Origin of the sequence: Streptomyces lavendofoliae (genome assembly GCF_014649735.1) — a bacterium.
GTDB classification, from domain to species: Bacteria; Actinomycetota; Actinomycetes; order Streptomycetales; family Streptomycetaceae; genus Streptomyces; species Streptomyces lavendofoliae.
In genome coordinates this window covers 208845-224664 of sequence record NZ_BMTP01000003.1, presented here as the reverse complement: position 1 = coordinate 224664, position 15820 = coordinate 208845, and the positions used below count along the sequence as shown (strand labels likewise).

The 15820-nt window shown below is 73.5% G+C and carries 13 protein-coding genes; 4 read left to right on the top strand and 9 right to left on the bottom strand.

Annotated features, from left to right (window positions below):
- Positions 1–138 precede the first annotated feature (138 nt).
- From IE109_RS06665 to IE109_RS06655, 3 genes are all read left to right on the top strand, one after another.
- Positions 139–888 carry an ABC transporter ATP-binding protein gene (locus tag IE109_RS06665; RefSeq protein WP_189549808.1) on the top strand — a complete coding sequence of 250 codons (750 nt, stop codon included), beginning with the start codon at positions 139–141 and terminating at the stop codon, positions 886–888.
- Positions 885–3749: an FtsX-like permease family protein gene (locus IE109_RS06660; protein WP_189549807.1), complete on the top strand. Its 2865-nt coding sequence runs from the start codon at positions 885–887 to the stop codon at positions 3747–3749. Before IE109_RS06665 ends, IE109_RS06660 begins: the two co-directional genes overlap by 4 nt.
- Before the next feature lie 99 nt (positions 3750–3848).
- Complete coding sequence (locus IE109_RS06655) at positions 3849–4391, top strand: bacterial proteasome activator family protein (RefSeq protein WP_189549806.1); 543 nt, start codon at positions 3849–3851, stop codon at positions 4389–4391.
- A 158-nt stretch (positions 4392–4549) separates the two neighbouring features.
- Here IE109_RS06655 and IE109_RS06650 read toward each other — a convergent pair whose 3' ends face one another.
- From IE109_RS06650 to pdhA, 7 genes are all read right to left on the bottom strand, one after another.
- A complete protein-coding gene (locus tag IE109_RS06650) occupies positions 4550–5536 on the bottom strand; it encodes an NAD(P)H-quinone oxidoreductase (RefSeq protein WP_189549805.1) in 987 nt (328 codons plus the stop codon).
- A 10-nt stretch (positions 5537–5546) separates the two neighbouring features.
- Positions 5547–6656, bottom strand: a complete 1110-nt coding sequence (locus tag IE109_RS06645; protein WP_189549804.1) for a potassium channel family protein — start codon at positions 6654–6656, stop codon at positions 5547–5549.
- A complete protein-coding gene (locus tag IE109_RS06640; protein WP_189549803.1) occupies positions 6626–7939 on the bottom strand; it encodes a molybdopterin molybdotransferase MoeA in 1314 nt (437 codons plus the stop codon). The genes IE109_RS06645 and IE109_RS06640 overlap by 31 nt, the downstream gene beginning before the upstream one ends.
- Positions 7936–8925, bottom strand: a complete 990-nt coding sequence (locus IE109_RS06635; protein WP_189549802.1) for an NTP transferase domain-containing protein — start codon at positions 8923–8925, stop codon at positions 7936–7938. The genes IE109_RS06640 and IE109_RS06635 overlap by 4 nt, the downstream gene beginning before the upstream one ends.
- A 211-nt stretch (positions 8926–9136) precedes the next feature.
- The gene (locus IE109_RS06630) at positions 9137–10564 is read right to left on the bottom strand and encodes a dihydrolipoamide acetyltransferase family protein (protein WP_189550105.1); all 1428 of its coding nucleotides are present in this window, start codon (positions 10562–10564) and stop codon (positions 9137–9139) included.
- The gene (locus IE109_RS06625) at positions 10564–11589 is read right to left on the bottom strand and encodes an alpha-ketoacid dehydrogenase subunit beta (RefSeq protein ID WP_189549801.1); all 1026 of its coding nucleotides are present in this window, start codon (positions 11587–11589) and stop codon (positions 10564–10566) included. Before IE109_RS06625 ends, IE109_RS06630 begins: the two co-directional genes overlap by 1 nt.
- Positions 11589–12722 carry a pyruvate dehydrogenase (acetyl-transferring) E1 component subunit alpha gene (gene pdhA, locus IE109_RS06620; protein ID WP_189549800.1) on the bottom strand — a complete coding sequence of 378 codons (1134 nt, stop codon included), beginning with the start codon at positions 12720–12722 and terminating at the stop codon, positions 11589–11591. Before pdhA ends, IE109_RS06625 begins: the two co-directional genes overlap by 1 nt.
- A 183-nt stretch (positions 12723–12905) precedes the next feature.
- Here pdhA and IE109_RS06615 point away from each other — a divergent pair, with 183 nt between their 5' ends.
- Complete coding sequence (locus IE109_RS06615) at positions 12906–13433, top strand: Lrp/AsnC family transcriptional regulator (RefSeq protein ID WP_373297645.1); 528 nt, start codon at positions 12906–12908, stop codon at positions 13431–13433.
- A 163-nt stretch (positions 13434–13596) separates the two neighbouring features.
- Here the strand turns inward: IE109_RS06615 and IE109_RS06610 are convergent, their stop codons facing one another.
- Positions 13597–14190: a TetR/AcrR family transcriptional regulator gene (locus IE109_RS06610; RefSeq protein WP_189549799.1), complete on the bottom strand. Its 594-nt coding sequence runs from the start codon at positions 14188–14190 to the stop codon at positions 13597–13599.
- Positions 14191–14206: 16 nt separating this feature from the next.
- A complete protein-coding gene (locus tag IE109_RS06605; protein WP_229890638.1) occupies positions 14207–15718 on the bottom strand; it encodes a 3-hydroxyacyl-CoA dehydrogenase in 1512 nt (503 codons plus the stop codon).
- Between the last annotated feature and the right edge of the window lie 102 nt (positions 15719–15820).

The window sequence follows — 15820 nt, the reverse complement described above, 5'->3', positions numbered from 1 at the left end:
TCGGTTCCGCACCTCTCGTACATCCGCACACGCCGTACATCCGCACACCCCGTGCATCCCGCACGCCGTACATCCCGTACGCATCCGCTCCGTACGCCGCGCCGCCGCGCGTTCGTACGCCAAGGGGGAACCCTCTCCATGTCATCGTCATCACGCTCGCCCCAGCAGCCCGTGCTGCAACTCCAGCAACTGACCCGTGTCCACGGTTCCGGCGCCACCGAGGTCCACGCCCTGCGGGGAATCGACCTCGACGTCTTCCCCGGTGAACTCGTCGCCGTCATGGGCCCGTCCGGCTCCGGGAAGTCGACGCTGCTCACCATCGCCGGCGGCCTGGACGTCCCCAGCTCCGGGCGGGTGATCGTGGAGAACACGGACATCACCACCGCCGACCGCAAGACGCTCGCCGCCCTGCGCCGCCGCAGCATCGGGTACGTCTTCCAGGACTACAACCTCATCCCGGCGCTCACCGCCGCCGAGAACATCGCCCTGCCGCGCGAACTCGACGGCACCTCCGCCCGCAAGGCGCGCCGCGAGGCGATCACCGCGCTGGAGGAGATGAGCCTCGGCCATCTGGCCGACCGGTTCCCCGACGAGATGTCCGGCGGCCAGCAGCAGCGCGTCGCGATAGCCCGGGCGCTGGTCGGCGACCGGCGGCTCGTCCTCGCCGACGAGCCGACCGGCGCCCTGGACTCCGAGACCGGTGAGTCGGTGCTCGCCCTGCTGCGGGCCCGCTGCGACGGCGGCGCCGCGGGCGTCCTGGTCACCCATGAGCCCCGGTTCGCCGCCTGGGCCGACCGGGTGGTCTTCCTGCGGGACGGCGCGGTCGTCGACCAGACCGTCCGCAGCGACGCCGACTCCCTGCTCACGGGCCGGACGGCCGAGCGGTGAACAACTGGTTCTCTTCCTGGCGCGCCGCGGTGCGCATCGCCCGCCGTGACGCCTGGCGCTACAAGGGCCGCAGCTTCCTCGTCCTGGCGATGATCGCCCTGCCGATCCTCGGGGTCAGCGCCGCCGACCTGACGCTGCGCACATCGGAGCTGTCCACCGGGGAGCAGCTGACCCGGTCGCTCGGGGCCGCCGACGCCCGGATCGTCGACCCCGACTACGGCGGGGTACCGATCCTCCAGCACCCGGTGGAGGAGAACTCCATGCCGGTGGGCGACTACGAGAACAAGCCGTGGCCCAAGGGCCGGACGGACGTCTCCGCGTCCTTCCCCCCGGGCTCCACGGCCCTGACCGACTCCAGCGGCGCGGGGAAGGTCCGCACCGCCCACGGGATCCTCCAGACGGAGATCCGCGAGCTCAAGGCCGCCGACCCGATGGCCCGGGGCATCATGGCCCTCCAGGACGGCCGGTTCCCGGAGAAGGCCGACGAGGTCGCCGCGACCACGCACTTCCTGGCGTCCAGCGGGCTCGGTATCGGTTCGACGGTGGCCGCGCGGGGACTCGACCGCGAGTACCGGATCGTCGGCTCCTACGAGCTGCCCGACGACCTCAAGGCCGACCAGCTCAACGCGCTGCCCGGCGCGTTCCTGGACCCGCTCGGCAAGGCCCTGGAGGCGGCCGGGATGCCCGGCGCGGGCCGGAGCACCACGCACCTGCTGGCGCTGCCCCGCTCGGCGGACGCCGAAGGTTTCACGTGGAACATGGTGAAGGCGGCCAACGCCAAGGGCGTCATGGTCATCTCGCGGGCGGTCGTCCTCGACCCGCCGGCCGACTCCGACGTACCGCTGTTCCAGCAGGAGGGCTGGGGCGCCTACGAGGACAGCGCGGCCGCCCAGGCCGCCGCGCTCGCCGCCGCCGGAACCGTCGTCGGCCTCGCCATGCTGGAGATCTGCCTGCTCGCCGGCCCCGCCTTCGCCGTCGGCGCCCGCCGCTCGCGGCGCCAGCTGGGACTGGTCGGTGCCAACGGCGGCGACCGCCGGCACATCAGGGCGATCGTCCTGGCCGGTGGCCTGGTCATCGGTGTCGCCGCGGCCGTCGTGGGCACGGTGCTCGGGCTGCTCCTGGCCTTCGCGCTCCAGCCGGTGCTGGAGGACTACATGGGCAAGCGCTTCGGCGCCTTCGACGTCCGGCCGCTGGAACTGATCGGCATCGGCCTGCTCGCCGTGCTGACCGGCCTCCTGGCCGCCGTGGTCCCGGCCGTCACCGCGTCCCGCCAGACGGTGCTGGCCTCGCTCACGGGTCGTCGTGGGGTACGCCGCAGCAGCCGCGTCCTGCCCGTCGTCGGTCTGGTCGCCGTACTGCTGGGCGCCGTGATCGCCCTGTACGGGTCGGTCTACTCGGACCGGTTCATCATCGTGGCGGGCGGCAGCGCCCTCGCCGAGCTGGGTGTCGTCGCGATGACGCCCGCCCTGGTGGGCCTGTTCGGGCGCACCGGCCGCTGGCTGCCGCTCTCGCCGCGCCTGGCGCTCCGGGACGCCGTGCGCAACCGGGGGCGTACGGCTCCCGCGGTCGCCGCGGTGCTGGCCGCCGTCGCGGGCACGGTCGCCGTGGCCACGTACCAGGCGAGCGACGACGCCCAGCAGCGGGCGGCGTACGAGGCGCGGCTGCCGCACGGCGCGGTCTCCGTCATGGTCGGGGAAGGCGGTGGCCGGGACGTCCCCGCCGTGCGCGACGCGGTGCAGAGGAACCTGCCCGTCGACGTGCGGGCCGATGTGGACCGGATCGTGGTCGGCAAGGCCAGCTGCGGGATGTACGACGACAACAAGGGCTGCGGCCGTCACGAGGTCGTCATCCCGGTGGCCAACCGGTGCCCGCTGTGGGTGTACACGCCCGACGGCTCGGATCCGGCCGACAAGTACACCAAGGCCGAGCGCCGCAAGCTGGCCCAGGACTGGCGCTGCTCGGAGACGCCGAGCATGCCGTCCACCGAGAGCGGCCTGGTCGTCGCCGACGCCGGGCTGCTGAAGGTGCTGGCGATCCAGGACCCGGCGGCCGAGAAGGCACTGGCCGAGGGCAAGGTCGTGTCGTTCTCCCGTCCGATGGTCGACGCCGGGGGCAAGCTGGGCATCAGGCTGATCACCGATCCGGCCAAGGCCGACGAGGCCGTGGCCAAGGGCCAGGAGGCACCGGGCAGGGTCACGTCGTTCGACGCGTACCAGGTCGCCCCGGGCACCGAGTCGTACGGCGTGGCGGGCATCGTGCCGCCTGCCACCGCCAAGGCGGCGGGCATCACGACCGTCCCGTTCGGGGCGTACTTCTCGACCGACCGGATGCCGAGCACGGAGCAGCGCCAGAAGCTCGACGACGAACTCTCCAAGACGGGCGCCGGGGCCGAGCTGCACGTGGAAGAGGGGTTCGTCAGTGAGACCAGCATCGTGCTGCTGTCGCTGACCGTCTTCGCCGGGCTGATCACCATCGGCGCGGCCGGTATCGCCACCGGTCTGGCCCAGGCCGACGCGGAGGCCGACCTGAAGACGCTGGCGGCCGTCGGTGCTCCGCCGCGCGTGCGGCGGACGCTCAGCGGCTTCCAGTGCGGGGTGGTCGCCGTGATGGGCGTGCTGCTCGGGTCGGCGGCCGGCGTCCTGCCGGCGATCGGGCTGCGGCTGACCGAACGGCGCCAGCAGATGAACTGGTACGAACAGGCGTTGGACCTCGGCGGCATGATGGACATGCCGCACGTGCCGATCATCATTCCGTGGGGGACGCTGGCCGCCCTGCTGGTCGCCGTCCCGCTGGGTGCCGCGCTCCTCGCCGCCCTGGTCACGCGCTCGCGCGGGGCCGTGGCCCGCCGCGCGGCGACGTGACGGACGCCGTCCGGGCGGTTGTGCCCCCGTACGAGGGTGGATCACCCTCGTACGGGGGCACACCGTGTGATGACGCACCCGTGCGAGAGAATGGCTGGCATGGAGATGCCGAGGAATGAACGGTCGCACGAGAACCCGCAGATCCTGGTCGTAGGACAGGACGGATTGGCGCTCGGCGGCGGTGACGGTGACGACGAGTCGCGCGAGGTCCCGGTGACGGAAATGGTCGAACAGCCCGCGAAGGTCATGCGCATCGGCAGCATGATCAAGCAGCTTCTGGAAGAAGTCCGAGCGGCACCTCTCGACGAGGCCAGCCGGGTCCGCCTGAAGGAGATCCACGCCAGTTCGGTGAAGGAGCTGGAGGACGGTCTGGCCCCCGAGCTGGTGGCGGAACTCGAGCGTCTCTCGCTGCCGTTCACGGACGAGGCGATCCCCTCCGAGGCGGAACTGCGCATCGCTCAGGCCCAGTTGGTGGGCTGGCTGGAGGGCCTGTTCCACGGCATCCAGACGGCGCTGTTCGCCCAGCAGATGGCGGCCCGCGCCCAGCTGGAGCAGATGCGCCGGGCGCTGCCGCCGGGCGCCCCGACCGATGACGACGACAACGGCGGCCACGGCGCCATTCGTTCCGGCCCGTACCTGTAACCGTCCGTAGCGGTCGGCCGGACGGTGACCGCCGGTCGTACGCACCTGTAGCCGCCGGCCGTACCTCAGGCCGACCTCCCGGGGCCCGGCGCACCGCGTGTGCGCCGGGCCCCGGGCGTCGTCGGGCCGCCGCCGGCGACGGAGCGACCGGGCCGTCGTCAGGCGGACGGCGTGACCAGCAGCACCTTGCCCACGTGGCTGCTCGCCTCCACCGTGCGGTGGGCCTCCGGCGCTTCCGCCATGGGGCAGATGCGGTCGACCACCGGGCGGACGGTCCCCGCTCCGACCAGCGGCCACACGTGCTCGCGGACCGCCGCGATGATGGCGGCCTTCTCCTCCAGAGGCCGCTTGCGCAGCGAGGTCGCCGTCACCGCCGCACGCTTGTCCAGCAGGGCGCCGAGGTCGAGTTCGGCCTTCCGGCCGCCCTGGAGGCCGATCACCGCGAGACGCCCGTTCACGGCGAGCGCCTTCACGTTCCGCTCCAGGTACTTGGCGCCCATGATGTCCAGGATGACGTCCGCGCCGGCCCCGTCCGTCGCCTTGTGGATCTCCTCGACGAAGTCCTGCTCGCGGTAGTCGATCAGGATGTCGGCGCCCAGCTCGGCGCAGCGCGCCAGCTTCTCCGGGCCGCCCGCGGTCACCGCGACCCGTGCGCCCACCGCCTTGGCGAGCTGAATGGCCATCGTGCCGATGCCGCTCGCGCCTCCGTGCACCAGCAGCGTCTCACCGGGCCGCAGGTGCGCCACCATGAAGACGTTCGACCAGACGGTGGCCGTGACCTCGGGCAGCGCCGCCGCCGTCACCAGATCCACGCCCTCCGGTACGGGCAGCACCTGCCCCGCCGGGACGGCGACCTTCTCGGCGTAGCCGCCGCCAGCCAGGAGGGCGCACACCTCGTCGCCGACGGACCATCCGGCCACTCCGGGGCCGATGGCCGCGATACGGCCGGAGCATTCGAGGCCCGGGTACGGAGAGGCGCCGGGCGGAGGGTTGTAGAAGCCCTGCCGTTGCAGGAGGTCGGCACGGTTGACCGCGCCGGCCACCACCTCGACGAGGACTTCGCCCTCACCGGGCACGGGATCGGGCACCTCGGCCCACACGAGAGCCTCGGGACCACCGGGTTCGGGAATCGTGATCGCATGCATGGGCGCGAGGCTACTCCTGAGGCGTCCTCGACGGCGGACCGCTCCGGGCCCGTACGATCGTGATCAGCCGGTCCGTCAGCTGTAGCGGACTCGCCGCCGGGTCGTCGTAACCGAGCAGCCGGTGGCCCCGCAGGACACTGATCACCAGGTCGTCCGTCTCCCGCACGCTCTTGCCCACCTCGGCCTTTATGACCGGCCGTTCGACCAGGTCGAGGCCGCTGCCCTGCTGGATGAGGTCCTCCATGACCGTGCCCGCGCTGGGGCTCAGCACGGACAGGCCCAGCAGCCGGCCGGCCGCGCTGGCGCTGGTGATCACGGCGTCCGCGCCGGACTGGCGCAGCAGCGGCGCGTTCTCCTCCTCCCGGACCGCCGCGACGATCTTGGCGCCGCGGTTGAGCTGGCGGGCGGTGAGGGTGACCAGCACGGCGGTGTCGTCGCGCTGGGTCGCGATGACGATCTGCCGGGCGCGCTGCACCTCGGCGCGCAGCAGCACATCGCTGCGGGTGGCGTCGCCGATCACGCCGGTGAATCCGTCCGCGTTGGCCGTCTCGACGACCTTGCTGCTCGGGTCGACGATGACGATCTGTTCCTTCTTCAGGCCGGTGGCGCACAGCGTCTGGATCGCCGACCGGCCCTTGGTGCCGAAGCCGATGATGACGGTGTGGTCGCGCAAGGTGGACCTCCAGCGGTTGAGCCGCCACTCCTCACGGGTCCGTTGGGTGAGGACCTCGAGAGTGGTACCGACCAGGATGATCAGGAACAGCACACGCAGCGGCGTCACCAGCAGCACGTTCACCAGGCGGGCGCTGTCGCTGTGCGGGACGATGTCGCCGTAACCCGTGGTCGACAGGGTCACGGTGGCGTAGTAGACGGCGTCGAGCATGTCGACGGTCTCGTCGGCGTTGTCGTGGTAACCGCCACGATCGATGTAGACGATCAGGACGGTCATGAGGAGGACGCACAGAGCCATCAGCAGGCGTGCGCCGACCTGCCGCAGGGGCCGCTGGAGGATGGGGTTCGGCAGCCTGATCTGACCGCCGACGAGGTGTTCCTCCGCGCCGCGGGCCATCGCGTCCTGGCCGGGAAGTTTCACGTGAAACACCTCTCGGTGGCCGCCCATGGCAGGGCGAGGATCTCCAGTACGTCACCGGCGCCGGCCCCGCCCGGCGGGACGACCGCGAGCCCGTCCGCCGCCGCGATCCCGCGCAGCATCGCCGGCCCGTTGTAGTGCAGCGGCACGACGAGCGCGGGCTCCGGCGCCGTCGCCCGTCCCTGGGCGCCGCGTCCGGTGGCGCGGCCGACCGGCACGAGCCGGGTGTCGTGGGGGTGGCCCTGCACCTCGTCACGGAGGGCCGCCCGGTTCGCCTCGGGGGCCCGGCGGCCCGCGAGGCCGCGGAGCAGCGGCTCGGCGAGTGTGAGCAGGCCCGAGACGGCCGCGAGCGGGTTGCCGGGCAGCCCCACCAGGTACTGGGACGGGGCGAGCCGGGCGAGCAGCATCGGATGGCCCGGGCGGACCTTCACCCCGTCGACCAGCAGCTCGGCGCCCGCCTCGCGGAGGACGGGGTGCACATGGTCGACGGGCCCCGCGGCGGTGCCTCCCGTGGTGATCACCACGTCCGCGCCGGACCCGCTCACCGCCGCGTACAGCGCTTCGGCATCGTCCCCGATCCGCCGGGTCACGGTCACGTCCGCGCCGAGCGCGCGCAGCCAGGGGGCGAGCATGGGGCCGAGGGCGTCGCGGATAAGCCCTTCGTGCGGGAGGCCGGCCGTGAGCAGTTCGTCGCCGAGTACGAGGACGGCGACGCGTGGGCGTTCGACGACGGGCAGCTCGTCGTACCCGGCGGCGGCGGCCAGGCCGAGGACGGCCGGGGTGACGGGCGTCGAGGCGGGCAGCAGCTGGTCGCCGGAGCGGCACTCCTGACCGCGTGGCCGGATGTCCTGCCCGTGTGTCACGGCACGCTGGGCATGCAGGTGGCCGACGGCGTCCGCACGGGAGTGCTCGCTGCGGATGACGGCGGTGGCGCCGGGCGGCACGCGGGCGCCGGTGGCGATCCGTACCGCCTCGCCGTCGGGCAGCGGCGGCGTCCGCCCGTGCCCGGCCAGGACGGAGTCGCCTTCACGGACGCGCCAGGGCCCCGGGCCGGCGACGGCCCACCCGTCCATGGCCGAGGTGTCGAACGACGGCAGGTCGGTGAGCGCGGTCAGCGGCTGGGCGAGGACGCCGCCCAGTGCCCGGTCGAGTGCGACCTGTCGTGTCCGGTGGGGGCCGGCGGCGCCGAGGCGGGCGGCGACGGAACGGGCCTCGGCCCAGGGCGTCGCGCGGTGCCGCTCCGGTTTCCGGGCCTGCCGCGGCCCGAGCAGGGCGAGCGCCTCGTCGACACCGTCGACTTCCGGGTCGTTCATCTCCGGCCGGTCCCGCCGCCGGTGTCGCCGTCGCCGGGGCCGTCACCGGGGCCATTGCCGGGGCCGGGGCCGGTGCCGTTGCCGGGGCCGGTGTCGCCGTCGCCGGGGACGTCGCTGCCGGCTGCCCGGCCGGTGGCGCCGTCGGCCTCGGCCGCCCAGCGGCCGGCGAGCGCCGACGCCCTGCGCGCGGCGTCGGCCACCGCCTGCGAGACGGCTTCGGGGCCGTTCCCGGCCGCCGTGGCGGCCGCGTAACCGACCAGGAAGGTGGTGAGCGGCGCGGCGGGCCGGGCGACGCCGTGCGCGGCGTCCCGGGCGAGGTCGAGCAGGACGCCGGTGTCGACGTCCAGGTCGATGCCGAGCTCGTCCTTGACTGCGGTGATCCATTCGTCCAGCACGTTCCCATGCTCCCTGATCGCGGCCCGTGCCGTGGCGATGTCCTCCCAGGTGTCGCAGTCGAAGGAGGCGAGGGGCGCGGAGGGGATCCGCAGGAGCCGCAGCTCCCGCACCAGCAGCCGCAGCGGCAGTCCGGTCAGATTCCCGTGTTCCGTGGCGAGGAGGGCGAGTTCGCGGCGCAGCGGCTCGGTGCGGTACGCGGCGACGAGCGGCTGGTCCCGCCCGTCGGGGTCCACGGACAGGACGCCCTCCGCGTCCCCGTCCGCCAGCGCGCCGGCCAACTGCCGTACGCCACCGTCCTGGAGGAAGGGCAGGTCGCCGCTCAGGACGACGACGGTGTCGGCCTCGACGTGCCGCACACCCGCCGCCAGCGCGGCGAGCGGCCCGCTGCCCGGCGGCTCTTCCCGCGCCCACACCACGGGGCGCACGGTGGCGCGACGCCCGCCCACGACAACGGTGCGCCCGGCCCCGCGGCAGGCCCCCAGCACACGGTCGAGCAGGGTCCTCCCGCCGACACTCACGCCCGGCTTGTCCACGCCGCCGAGCCGCCTGGCGGCACCCCCGGCGAGCACGACGACGTCAAATGGGGTCACGGCACCAGTATCCCCAGTGCCGCTCCTCCACCGGCCGCCGGGGCCGCCGGGCCCGCCGGACCGGGGACGGGCGGCCCCCGGGTCGGGAACGGACGGCCCCCGCGCCCTCAGGCGGTCACCGTGTCACCAGGTCACGAGGCGACGAGGTCAGGACGTCACGCGGTCGGGACGTCACCGGACCGCGCGGCCACGGGTGGCGAGGTCGCGGGTGTCACAGCGTGCGCAGCAGCACCGCCGGCTGCTCCACGCAGTCCGCCACGTAGCGCAGGAAGCCGCCCGCCGTACCCCCGTCGCACACCCGGTGGTCGAAGGTGAGGGACAGCTGGACGACCTGCCGGACCGCGAGCCGGTCCTCGTGCACCCAGGGCTTGGGGACGATCCGGCCGACACCCAGCATCGCCGCCTCCGGGTGGTTGATGATCGGCGTCGAGCCGTCGACCCCGAACACGCCGTAGTTGTTCAGCGTGAACGTGCCACCCGTGAGGTCGGCGGGCGTGAGCGTCCCGGCCCTGCCGGCCTCCGTGAGGCGGGTGAACTCCGCCGTCAGGGACTCCGCCGTGCGGTGATGCGCGTCCCTGACGACGGGCACCACCAGCCCCCGGTCGGTCTGCGCCGCGAAACCCAGGTGCACCTCGGGCAGGCGCACGATCTCCCGCGCGGCCATGTCGACCCTGGAGTTCAGCTCGGGATACCGGGCGAGCGCGGCGACGCAGATCCGCGCGAGGAGCGCCAGCAAGGAGATCTTCGGCCCCCCGGCGGCGTTCATCGCGGTACGCGCGGCCATCAGCTCGGTGGCGTCGGCGTCGACCCAGCACGTGGCGTCCGGGATCTCGGTCCGGCTGCGGGACAGCTTGTCGGCGACCGCGCCGCGAACACCGCGCAGCGGCACCCGCTCGCCGGATCCCGCAGGCACCGCGTCGGCGGGCGCGGTCGCGGTCACGGGAACGTCCTGGGCCGCCGGAGCGGCCACGGCACGCTCCACGTCCGCCCGCAGGATCAGGCCGTCGGGCCCGGAGCCGCGCAGCAGACGCAGGTCGACGCCCTTCTCCCGGGCCAGTCTCCGCACGAGCGGGGAGATCACCGGAACCGGCCCGTCGTACGGCGCGGGGGGCTCCGGCGCCACCGCCGGTGCCGCGGCGACCGTCTCCGGGGCCGCCGGCGCGGGAGCCGGCGCCGGCGGTCCCGCCGGGCCGGTCGTGTCCCGCCGGACGCGGCGCCTCCGTGCCGCCGGGGCGGCGGTGCCGTACCCGACGAGCACATTGCCCGAGCCCTCCGCGGCCGAGCCCTCCGCGTGGGAGGAGCCGGACCCGCCCGACGACGCCGACCCGTTGAGCGACCCGGCCCCGCCGGTCCCGGCCCCGTCGAGCGACGCCGTCGCGGTGGCGGACGAGGTCGCGCCCACCGCCACCGTCAGCAGGGGCGAGCCCACGGGCAGTTCCGTGCCCTCCTCGCCGAACCGCGCGGTGACCACGCCCCCGTAGGGGCACGGCACCTCGACCATCGCCTTGGCCGTCTCGACCTCGACGACCGGCTGGTCGATGGCGACGACGTCCCCGACGTCCACCAGCCAGCGCACGATCTCCGCCTCGGTGAGGCCCTCACCGAGGTCCGGCAGCTTGAACTCCAGCACCTGGGCCATCAGCTCTGTGCCTCCCACTGCAGTCGCGCCACGGCGTCCAGGATCCGGTCCACGCCCGGCAGGTGGTGCCGCTCCAGCATCGGCGGCGGGTACGGGATGTCGAAGCCGGCCACCCGCAGCACCGGCGCCTCCAGGTGGTGGAAGCACCGCTCCGTGACCCGGGCGGCGATCTCCCCGCCCGGCCCGCCGAAACCGGTCGACTCGTGGACGACGACCGCCCGCCCGGTGCGCCGCACCGACGCGCAGACCGTCTCGTCGTCGAACGGCACCAGCGACCGCAGGTCCACGACCTCCAGGTCCCAGCCCTCCGCCCGCGCGGCCTCGGCGGCCTCCATGCACACCGGCAGGGACGGCCCGTACGTGACGAGGGTGGCGCTGCGGCCCGTCCGCCGGACCACCGCGCGTCCTATCGGCTCGACCGGGTCGGGCGCGTCCGGCGACCACTGGGCCTTCGACCAGTACAGCCGTTTCGGCTCCAGGAAGACCACGGGGTCGTCGGAGGCGATCGCCGCGCGGAGCAGACCGTAGGCGTCGGCGACCGTCGCGGGCGTGACGACATGGAGCCCCGGAGTCGCCATGTAGTACGCCTCGGACGAGTCGCTGTGGTGCTCGACGCCGCCGATCCCGCCCCCGTACGGAACGCGTACGACGATCGGCAGCGGCATGGCGCCGCGGGTCCGGTTCCGCATCTTCGCCACGTGGCTGAGCAACTGCTCGAACGCCGGGTAGGCGAAGGCGTCGAACTGCATCTCGACGACCGGGCGCAGCCCGTACATCGCCATGCCGACGGCCGTGCCGAGGATGCCCGCCTCGGCGAGCGGGGTGTCCGTGCAGCGGTCCTCGCCGAACTCCTTGGCGAGCCCGTCGGTGACCCGGAAGACGCCGCCGAGCGTGCCGACGTCCTCTCCCATGACGTGGACGGACGGGTCCTCGGCCATCGCGTCGCGCATGGCGCGCTGGAGCGCCTGGGCCATGGTGGCGGGCTTGGTGGCGGGCTTCGCCGCCGCGTTGGCCACGGTCGTCATCACGCATCACCCTCGGCGTCGAGCTCGGCGCGCAGCTGGGCCGCCTGCTCCCGCAGTTGTGCTGTCTGCTCGGCGTACACGTGCGCGAACAGGTCCATCGGGTCCAGCTCGGCGTCGGCGTTCATCCGCTCCCGCAGCCGAGCCGCCATCGTCTCGGCGTCCTCGGCGGCCTGCCGTACGCCGTCCTCGTCGAGCAGACCGCGCTCGGTCAGCTCGTGCTCCAGCAGCCGGATCGGGTCGTGGGCCCGCCAGGTCTCGACCTCGCCGTCGCCCCGGTACCGGGTGGCGTCGTCGGCGTTGGTGTGGGCGTCGATGCGGTACGTCACCGCCTCCACGAGGGTCGGCCCGCCACCGCGCCGGGCCCGGGCGACCGCCTCGGAGAGCACCTGGTGCACGGCGGGGGCGTCGTTGCCGTCGACGAGCCGACCCGGCATCCCGTACCCCACGGCCTTGTGGGCGAGGGACGGGGCCGCGGTCTGCTTGGCCAGCGGGACGGAGATCGCGAAGCCGTTGTTCTGCACGAGGAAGACGACCGGGGCCTGCCAGACCGCCGCGAAGTTCAGCGCCTCGTGGAAGTCGCCCTCACTGGTGCCGCCGTCGCCGACCATGGCGAGCGCGACCACGTCGTCGCCCTTCAGGCGCGCCGCGTGCGCCAGGCCCACGGCGTGCGGCAGCTGGGTGGCGAGCGGTGTGCACAGCGGCGCGACGCGGTGCTCGTGCGGGTCGTACCCGGTGTGCCAGTCGCCCCGCAGCAGGGTAAGGGCCTGCACGGGGTCGAGGCCGCGCGCGACGGCGGCGAGGGTGTCGCGGTACGACGGGAAGAGCCAGTCCCGGTCCTCCAGCACCAGGGCGGCGGCGACCTCGCACGCCTCCTGGCCGGTGCTCGACGGGTAGACCGCGAGCCTGCCCTGCTTGGTGAGGGCCGTCGCCTGCGTGTTGTACCGGCGGCCGCGCACCAGCTCGGCGTAGAGCCGGCGCAGCAGCTCGGGCGCGAAGCCGGCCGCGGCGTCCGTGCCCAGCACCCGGTACGGCTCGGGGTCCGGGAGCAGCGGTGCGGGGTCGGTGCGCGGCTTCCACGCCGGGGGCGGGGTGGGCCGGTAAGGGGCGGCACCAGGCAGCTCTTGGACCGTCATGACAGCACCTCCTCGTGCGGGAGCGGGCATAAGACCCGGAGACGGCGTCGACTGTGACGCGCCTCACCTACCGATTGTTCGGTCGTGGCGGCATTTTGGCTACAGGCGCCTTCGGTCTGTGGACAAACGGTTCTCCACAGCCTGGGATAGAGGCAGGTCGTCCATGCGGGAGAGGCGGGGGACATGGCAGCTGAACAAATGGCCGACGGCAGGGACCAGGGGCCGCCGGGCGACGAGTACCAGGCGCCGCCACGGCCGCTCGACGCGATCGACCGCGACATCCTCCGCATCCTCCAGGCGGACGGCCGCGCCTCGATACGGTCCGTGGCCGACCGCGTCCACGTGTCCCGCGCCAACGCCTACGCGCGGATCAACCGGCTGATCGAGGACGGGGTGATCCGGGGCTTCAGCGCCCGGGTGAACCACGAGCGGGCGGGCCAGGGCGCCTCCGCGTACATCACGCTCAAGATCGTGCAGAACTCCTGGCGCACGGTTCGCGAGCAGCTCAAGGCGCTGCCGGGCGCGGCGCACATCGCCCTGGTGAGCGGCGACTTCGACGTGCTGCTGCTGGTCCACACGCCGGACAACCGCACGCTGCGCGAACTGGTCCTGACCAGGCTCCAGGCGATCCCGGAGGTGCTCTCCACCCGTACGCTGCTGGTCTTCGAGGAGACGGACCTCGGCCGGCGGCCCCTGACGGACGACCTCTGACGGGCGGACGCCGGCGGACGCCGACGGACGCACTCCGGCCGGCGAACGACCGGCCCGGACGAACGACCGGCGGACAGCGACCGGCGCGGAAGGAACGACCGGCGGACGGGACCTCGCGGGCACCCGCCCGCCGGACGGGGACGACGGAGCCCCGCAGCGGCGCTCAGTGGCTCGTGCGCAGCCCGTCGAAGGCCAGGTGGACGACGGTCTCGACGACCTGCCGGCGCTCGGCGTCGCCGCCCGGCTGCGGCCGGTACCACTCGACCAGCGAGTTGATCATGCCGAAGAGCAGCCGGGTGGCCAGCCGTATGTCCACGTCGGCGCGCAGGTCGCCGTCCGCGGCGGCGGCCTTGAGCAGGTCGGCGACCCGGTGGTCGAACTCGCGGCGGCGTTCCAGGGCCCACCGCTCGGTCGTGGTGTTCCCGCGTACGCGCAGCAGGAGGGTGACGTACGGCAGTTCGTCCATCAGCACCTCGACGGTGCGCCGGGTCACGTACTCGACCCGTTCGATGGCCCTCCCGCGCGTGGCGCCCGGTTCGTCGAGGACCGCGAAGAGGCCGTCGAGGGCACGGCTGACGGCCCGCCGCAGCAGCTCCTCCTTGCCCGCCACGTGGTGGTAGATCGACGACTTGGAGATACCGGCCGCTTTGGACAGGTGCTCCATGGACGTGCCGTCGTAGCCGCGTTCGTTGAAGACGCGGACGGCGACGGAGAGCAGCGTCTCGGGGGTGTACGTGTCGCGCTTGACGGTGCTCATCGGCTCTCCTCGCACTTCATCGCGCCCTCTCCTCGTACTCGCGGCGGACGACGCCGAGACAGGGGGCGTAGCGGCCGGTGGGGTAGCGCGTGTGGAGGGCGCCGAGCAGCTGGGACACCTTCTCGTAGCCGAGCAGGGCGGCCCACTCGAAGGGACCGGCCGGGTAGTTCACGCCGAGGCGCATGGCGGTGTCGATGTCCTCGGCGGATGCCACGCCGCGCTCCACGGCGTCCACGGCCAGGTCGACCAGCATCGCGACGGTCCGGGCGACGATCATGCCCGGGACGTCGCCGATCACCGTGACCTCCTTGCCGAGGGCCTGGAAGAGGCCGACGGCTTCCTGAAGGGTCTCCGGCGAGGTGGTCGGGGCGGTGGCGAGGGCGATCCGGGCGGCGGAGACGTAGTCGTGGGCGAGGTCGAAGTAGATGATCTCCTCGCCCTCGTACTCGAAGACCGCCTCGCCGTCCGCGAGGAGCAGATGGCCGCCGCCCGGCAGGGCGATGTGGCCGCCGCGCCGCTGGCGCCGGACCTTGATGCCGGCGCCCTCGATCATCCCGACGAGCGGCTCGGCGTGGCCGAGGTGGCCGTGGACGGTGACCTTGGCGGGCGCGGGTGCGGGCGCCTCGGTGGACGGTACGGGGTGCTCGGCGCCCTCGGTGTACGCGAACCAGCCCTGGCCCGTCTTGCGGCCCAGGCGCCCCGATTCGACCAGGCGCCGTTGCGCGAGCGACGGGGTGAACTTGGGGTCCTGGTGGAAGGCGTCCCAGACCGAGCGGGTGACGGCTTCGTTGACGTCCTGGCCGATCAGGTCGGTCAGCTCGAAGGGCCCCATCCTGAAGCCGCCCGACTCGCGCAGGACGGCGTCGATGGTGGCCGGGTCGGCGGCGCGCTCCTCGTACAGGCGCAGGGCCTCGGCGTAGAAGGGGCGGGCGATGCGGTTGACGATGAAGCCCGGGGTGTCGGCGCAGCGCACCGGCGTCTTGCCCCACTCCTCGACGGTGGCGTACGCGCGCGTGGCGGCGGTCTCATCGGTCGCGAAGCCGCTGACGACCTCGACGAGCGGCAGGAGGGGCGCCGGGTTGAAGAAGTGGAGTCCGACGAACCGCCCGGGCAGGCGCAGGTTCCCCGCGATGGCGGTGACGGACAGGGAGGAGGTGTTGGTGGCGAGCAGGCAGTCGTCGGCAACGATCTTCTCCAGCCGTGCGAACAGCTCCTGCTTGACCGCGAGCCGCTCGACGACGGCCTCGATCACGAGGGCGGCGTCGGCGAGGTCCTCGGGGGTCTCCGCCACGCCCAGCCGGCCGGCCGCCGCGTCCCGCTCGTCCGGCGACATCCGGCCCTTCTCGACGAGCCGGTCGAGGCGCCCGAAGATGGCTTCCGCCGCCTGGCGCGCGCGGCCGGGCGCGGTGTCGTGGAGGCGTACCGGGTGGCCGGCGACCAGGGCGACCTGGGCGATCCCCTGACCCATGGTGCCGGTGCCCACGACCGCGACGCCGCGGCTCCGCTCGATGGCCATGTTGTCGGTCATGACAGTGATCCTCCCCGATGAGCTGTCCACAGGTTCGGGAGACCCCCTTGTCCCGACCGATCGTTCGGTTACTCTAGCTCTGTCCGCCTGTCCCTGCCCAGC

Coding starts and splice junctions, on each gene's coding strand:
- IE109_RS06665 (WP_189549808.1), top strand. CDS start 139: ATGTCATCGTCATCACGCTCGCCCCAGCAGCCCGTGCTGCAACTCCAG.
- IE109_RS06655 (WP_189549806.1), top strand. CDS start 3,849: ATGGAGATGCCGAGGAATGAACGGTCGCACGAGAACCCGCAGATCCTG.
- IE109_RS06650 (WP_189549805.1), bottom strand. CDS start 5,536: ATGCATGCGATCACGATTCCCGAACCCGGTGGTCCCGAGGCTCTCGTG.
- IE109_RS06645 (WP_189549804.1), bottom strand. CDS start 6,656: ATGGGCGGCCACCGAGAGGTGTTTCACGTGAAACTTCCCGGCCAGGAC.
- IE109_RS06640 (WP_189549803.1), bottom strand. CDS start 7,939: ATGAACGACCCGGAAGTCGACGGTGTCGACGAGGCGCTCGCCCTGCTC.
- IE109_RS06630 (WP_189550105.1), bottom strand. CDS start 10,564: ATGGCCCAGGTGCTGGAGTTCAAGCTGCCGGACCTCGGTGAGGGCCTC.
- IE109_RS06625 (WP_189549801.1), bottom strand. CDS start 11,589: ATGACGACCGTGGCCAACGCGGCGGCGAAGCCCGCCACCAAGCCCGCC.
- pdhA (WP_189549800.1), bottom strand. CDS start 12,722: ATGACGGTCCAAGAGCTGCCTGGTGCCGCCCCTTACCGGCCCACCCCG.
- IE109_RS06615 (WP_373297645.1), top strand. CDS start 12,906: ATGGCAGCTGAACAAATGGCCGACGGCAGGGACCAGGGGCCGCCGGGC.
- IE109_RS06610 (WP_189549799.1), bottom strand. CDS start 14,190: ATGAGCACCGTCAAGCGCGACACGTACACCCCCGAGACGCTGCTCTCC.
- IE109_RS06605 (WP_229890638.1), bottom strand. CDS start 15,718: ATGACCGACAACATGGCCATCGAGCGGAGCCGCGGCGTCGCGGTCGTG.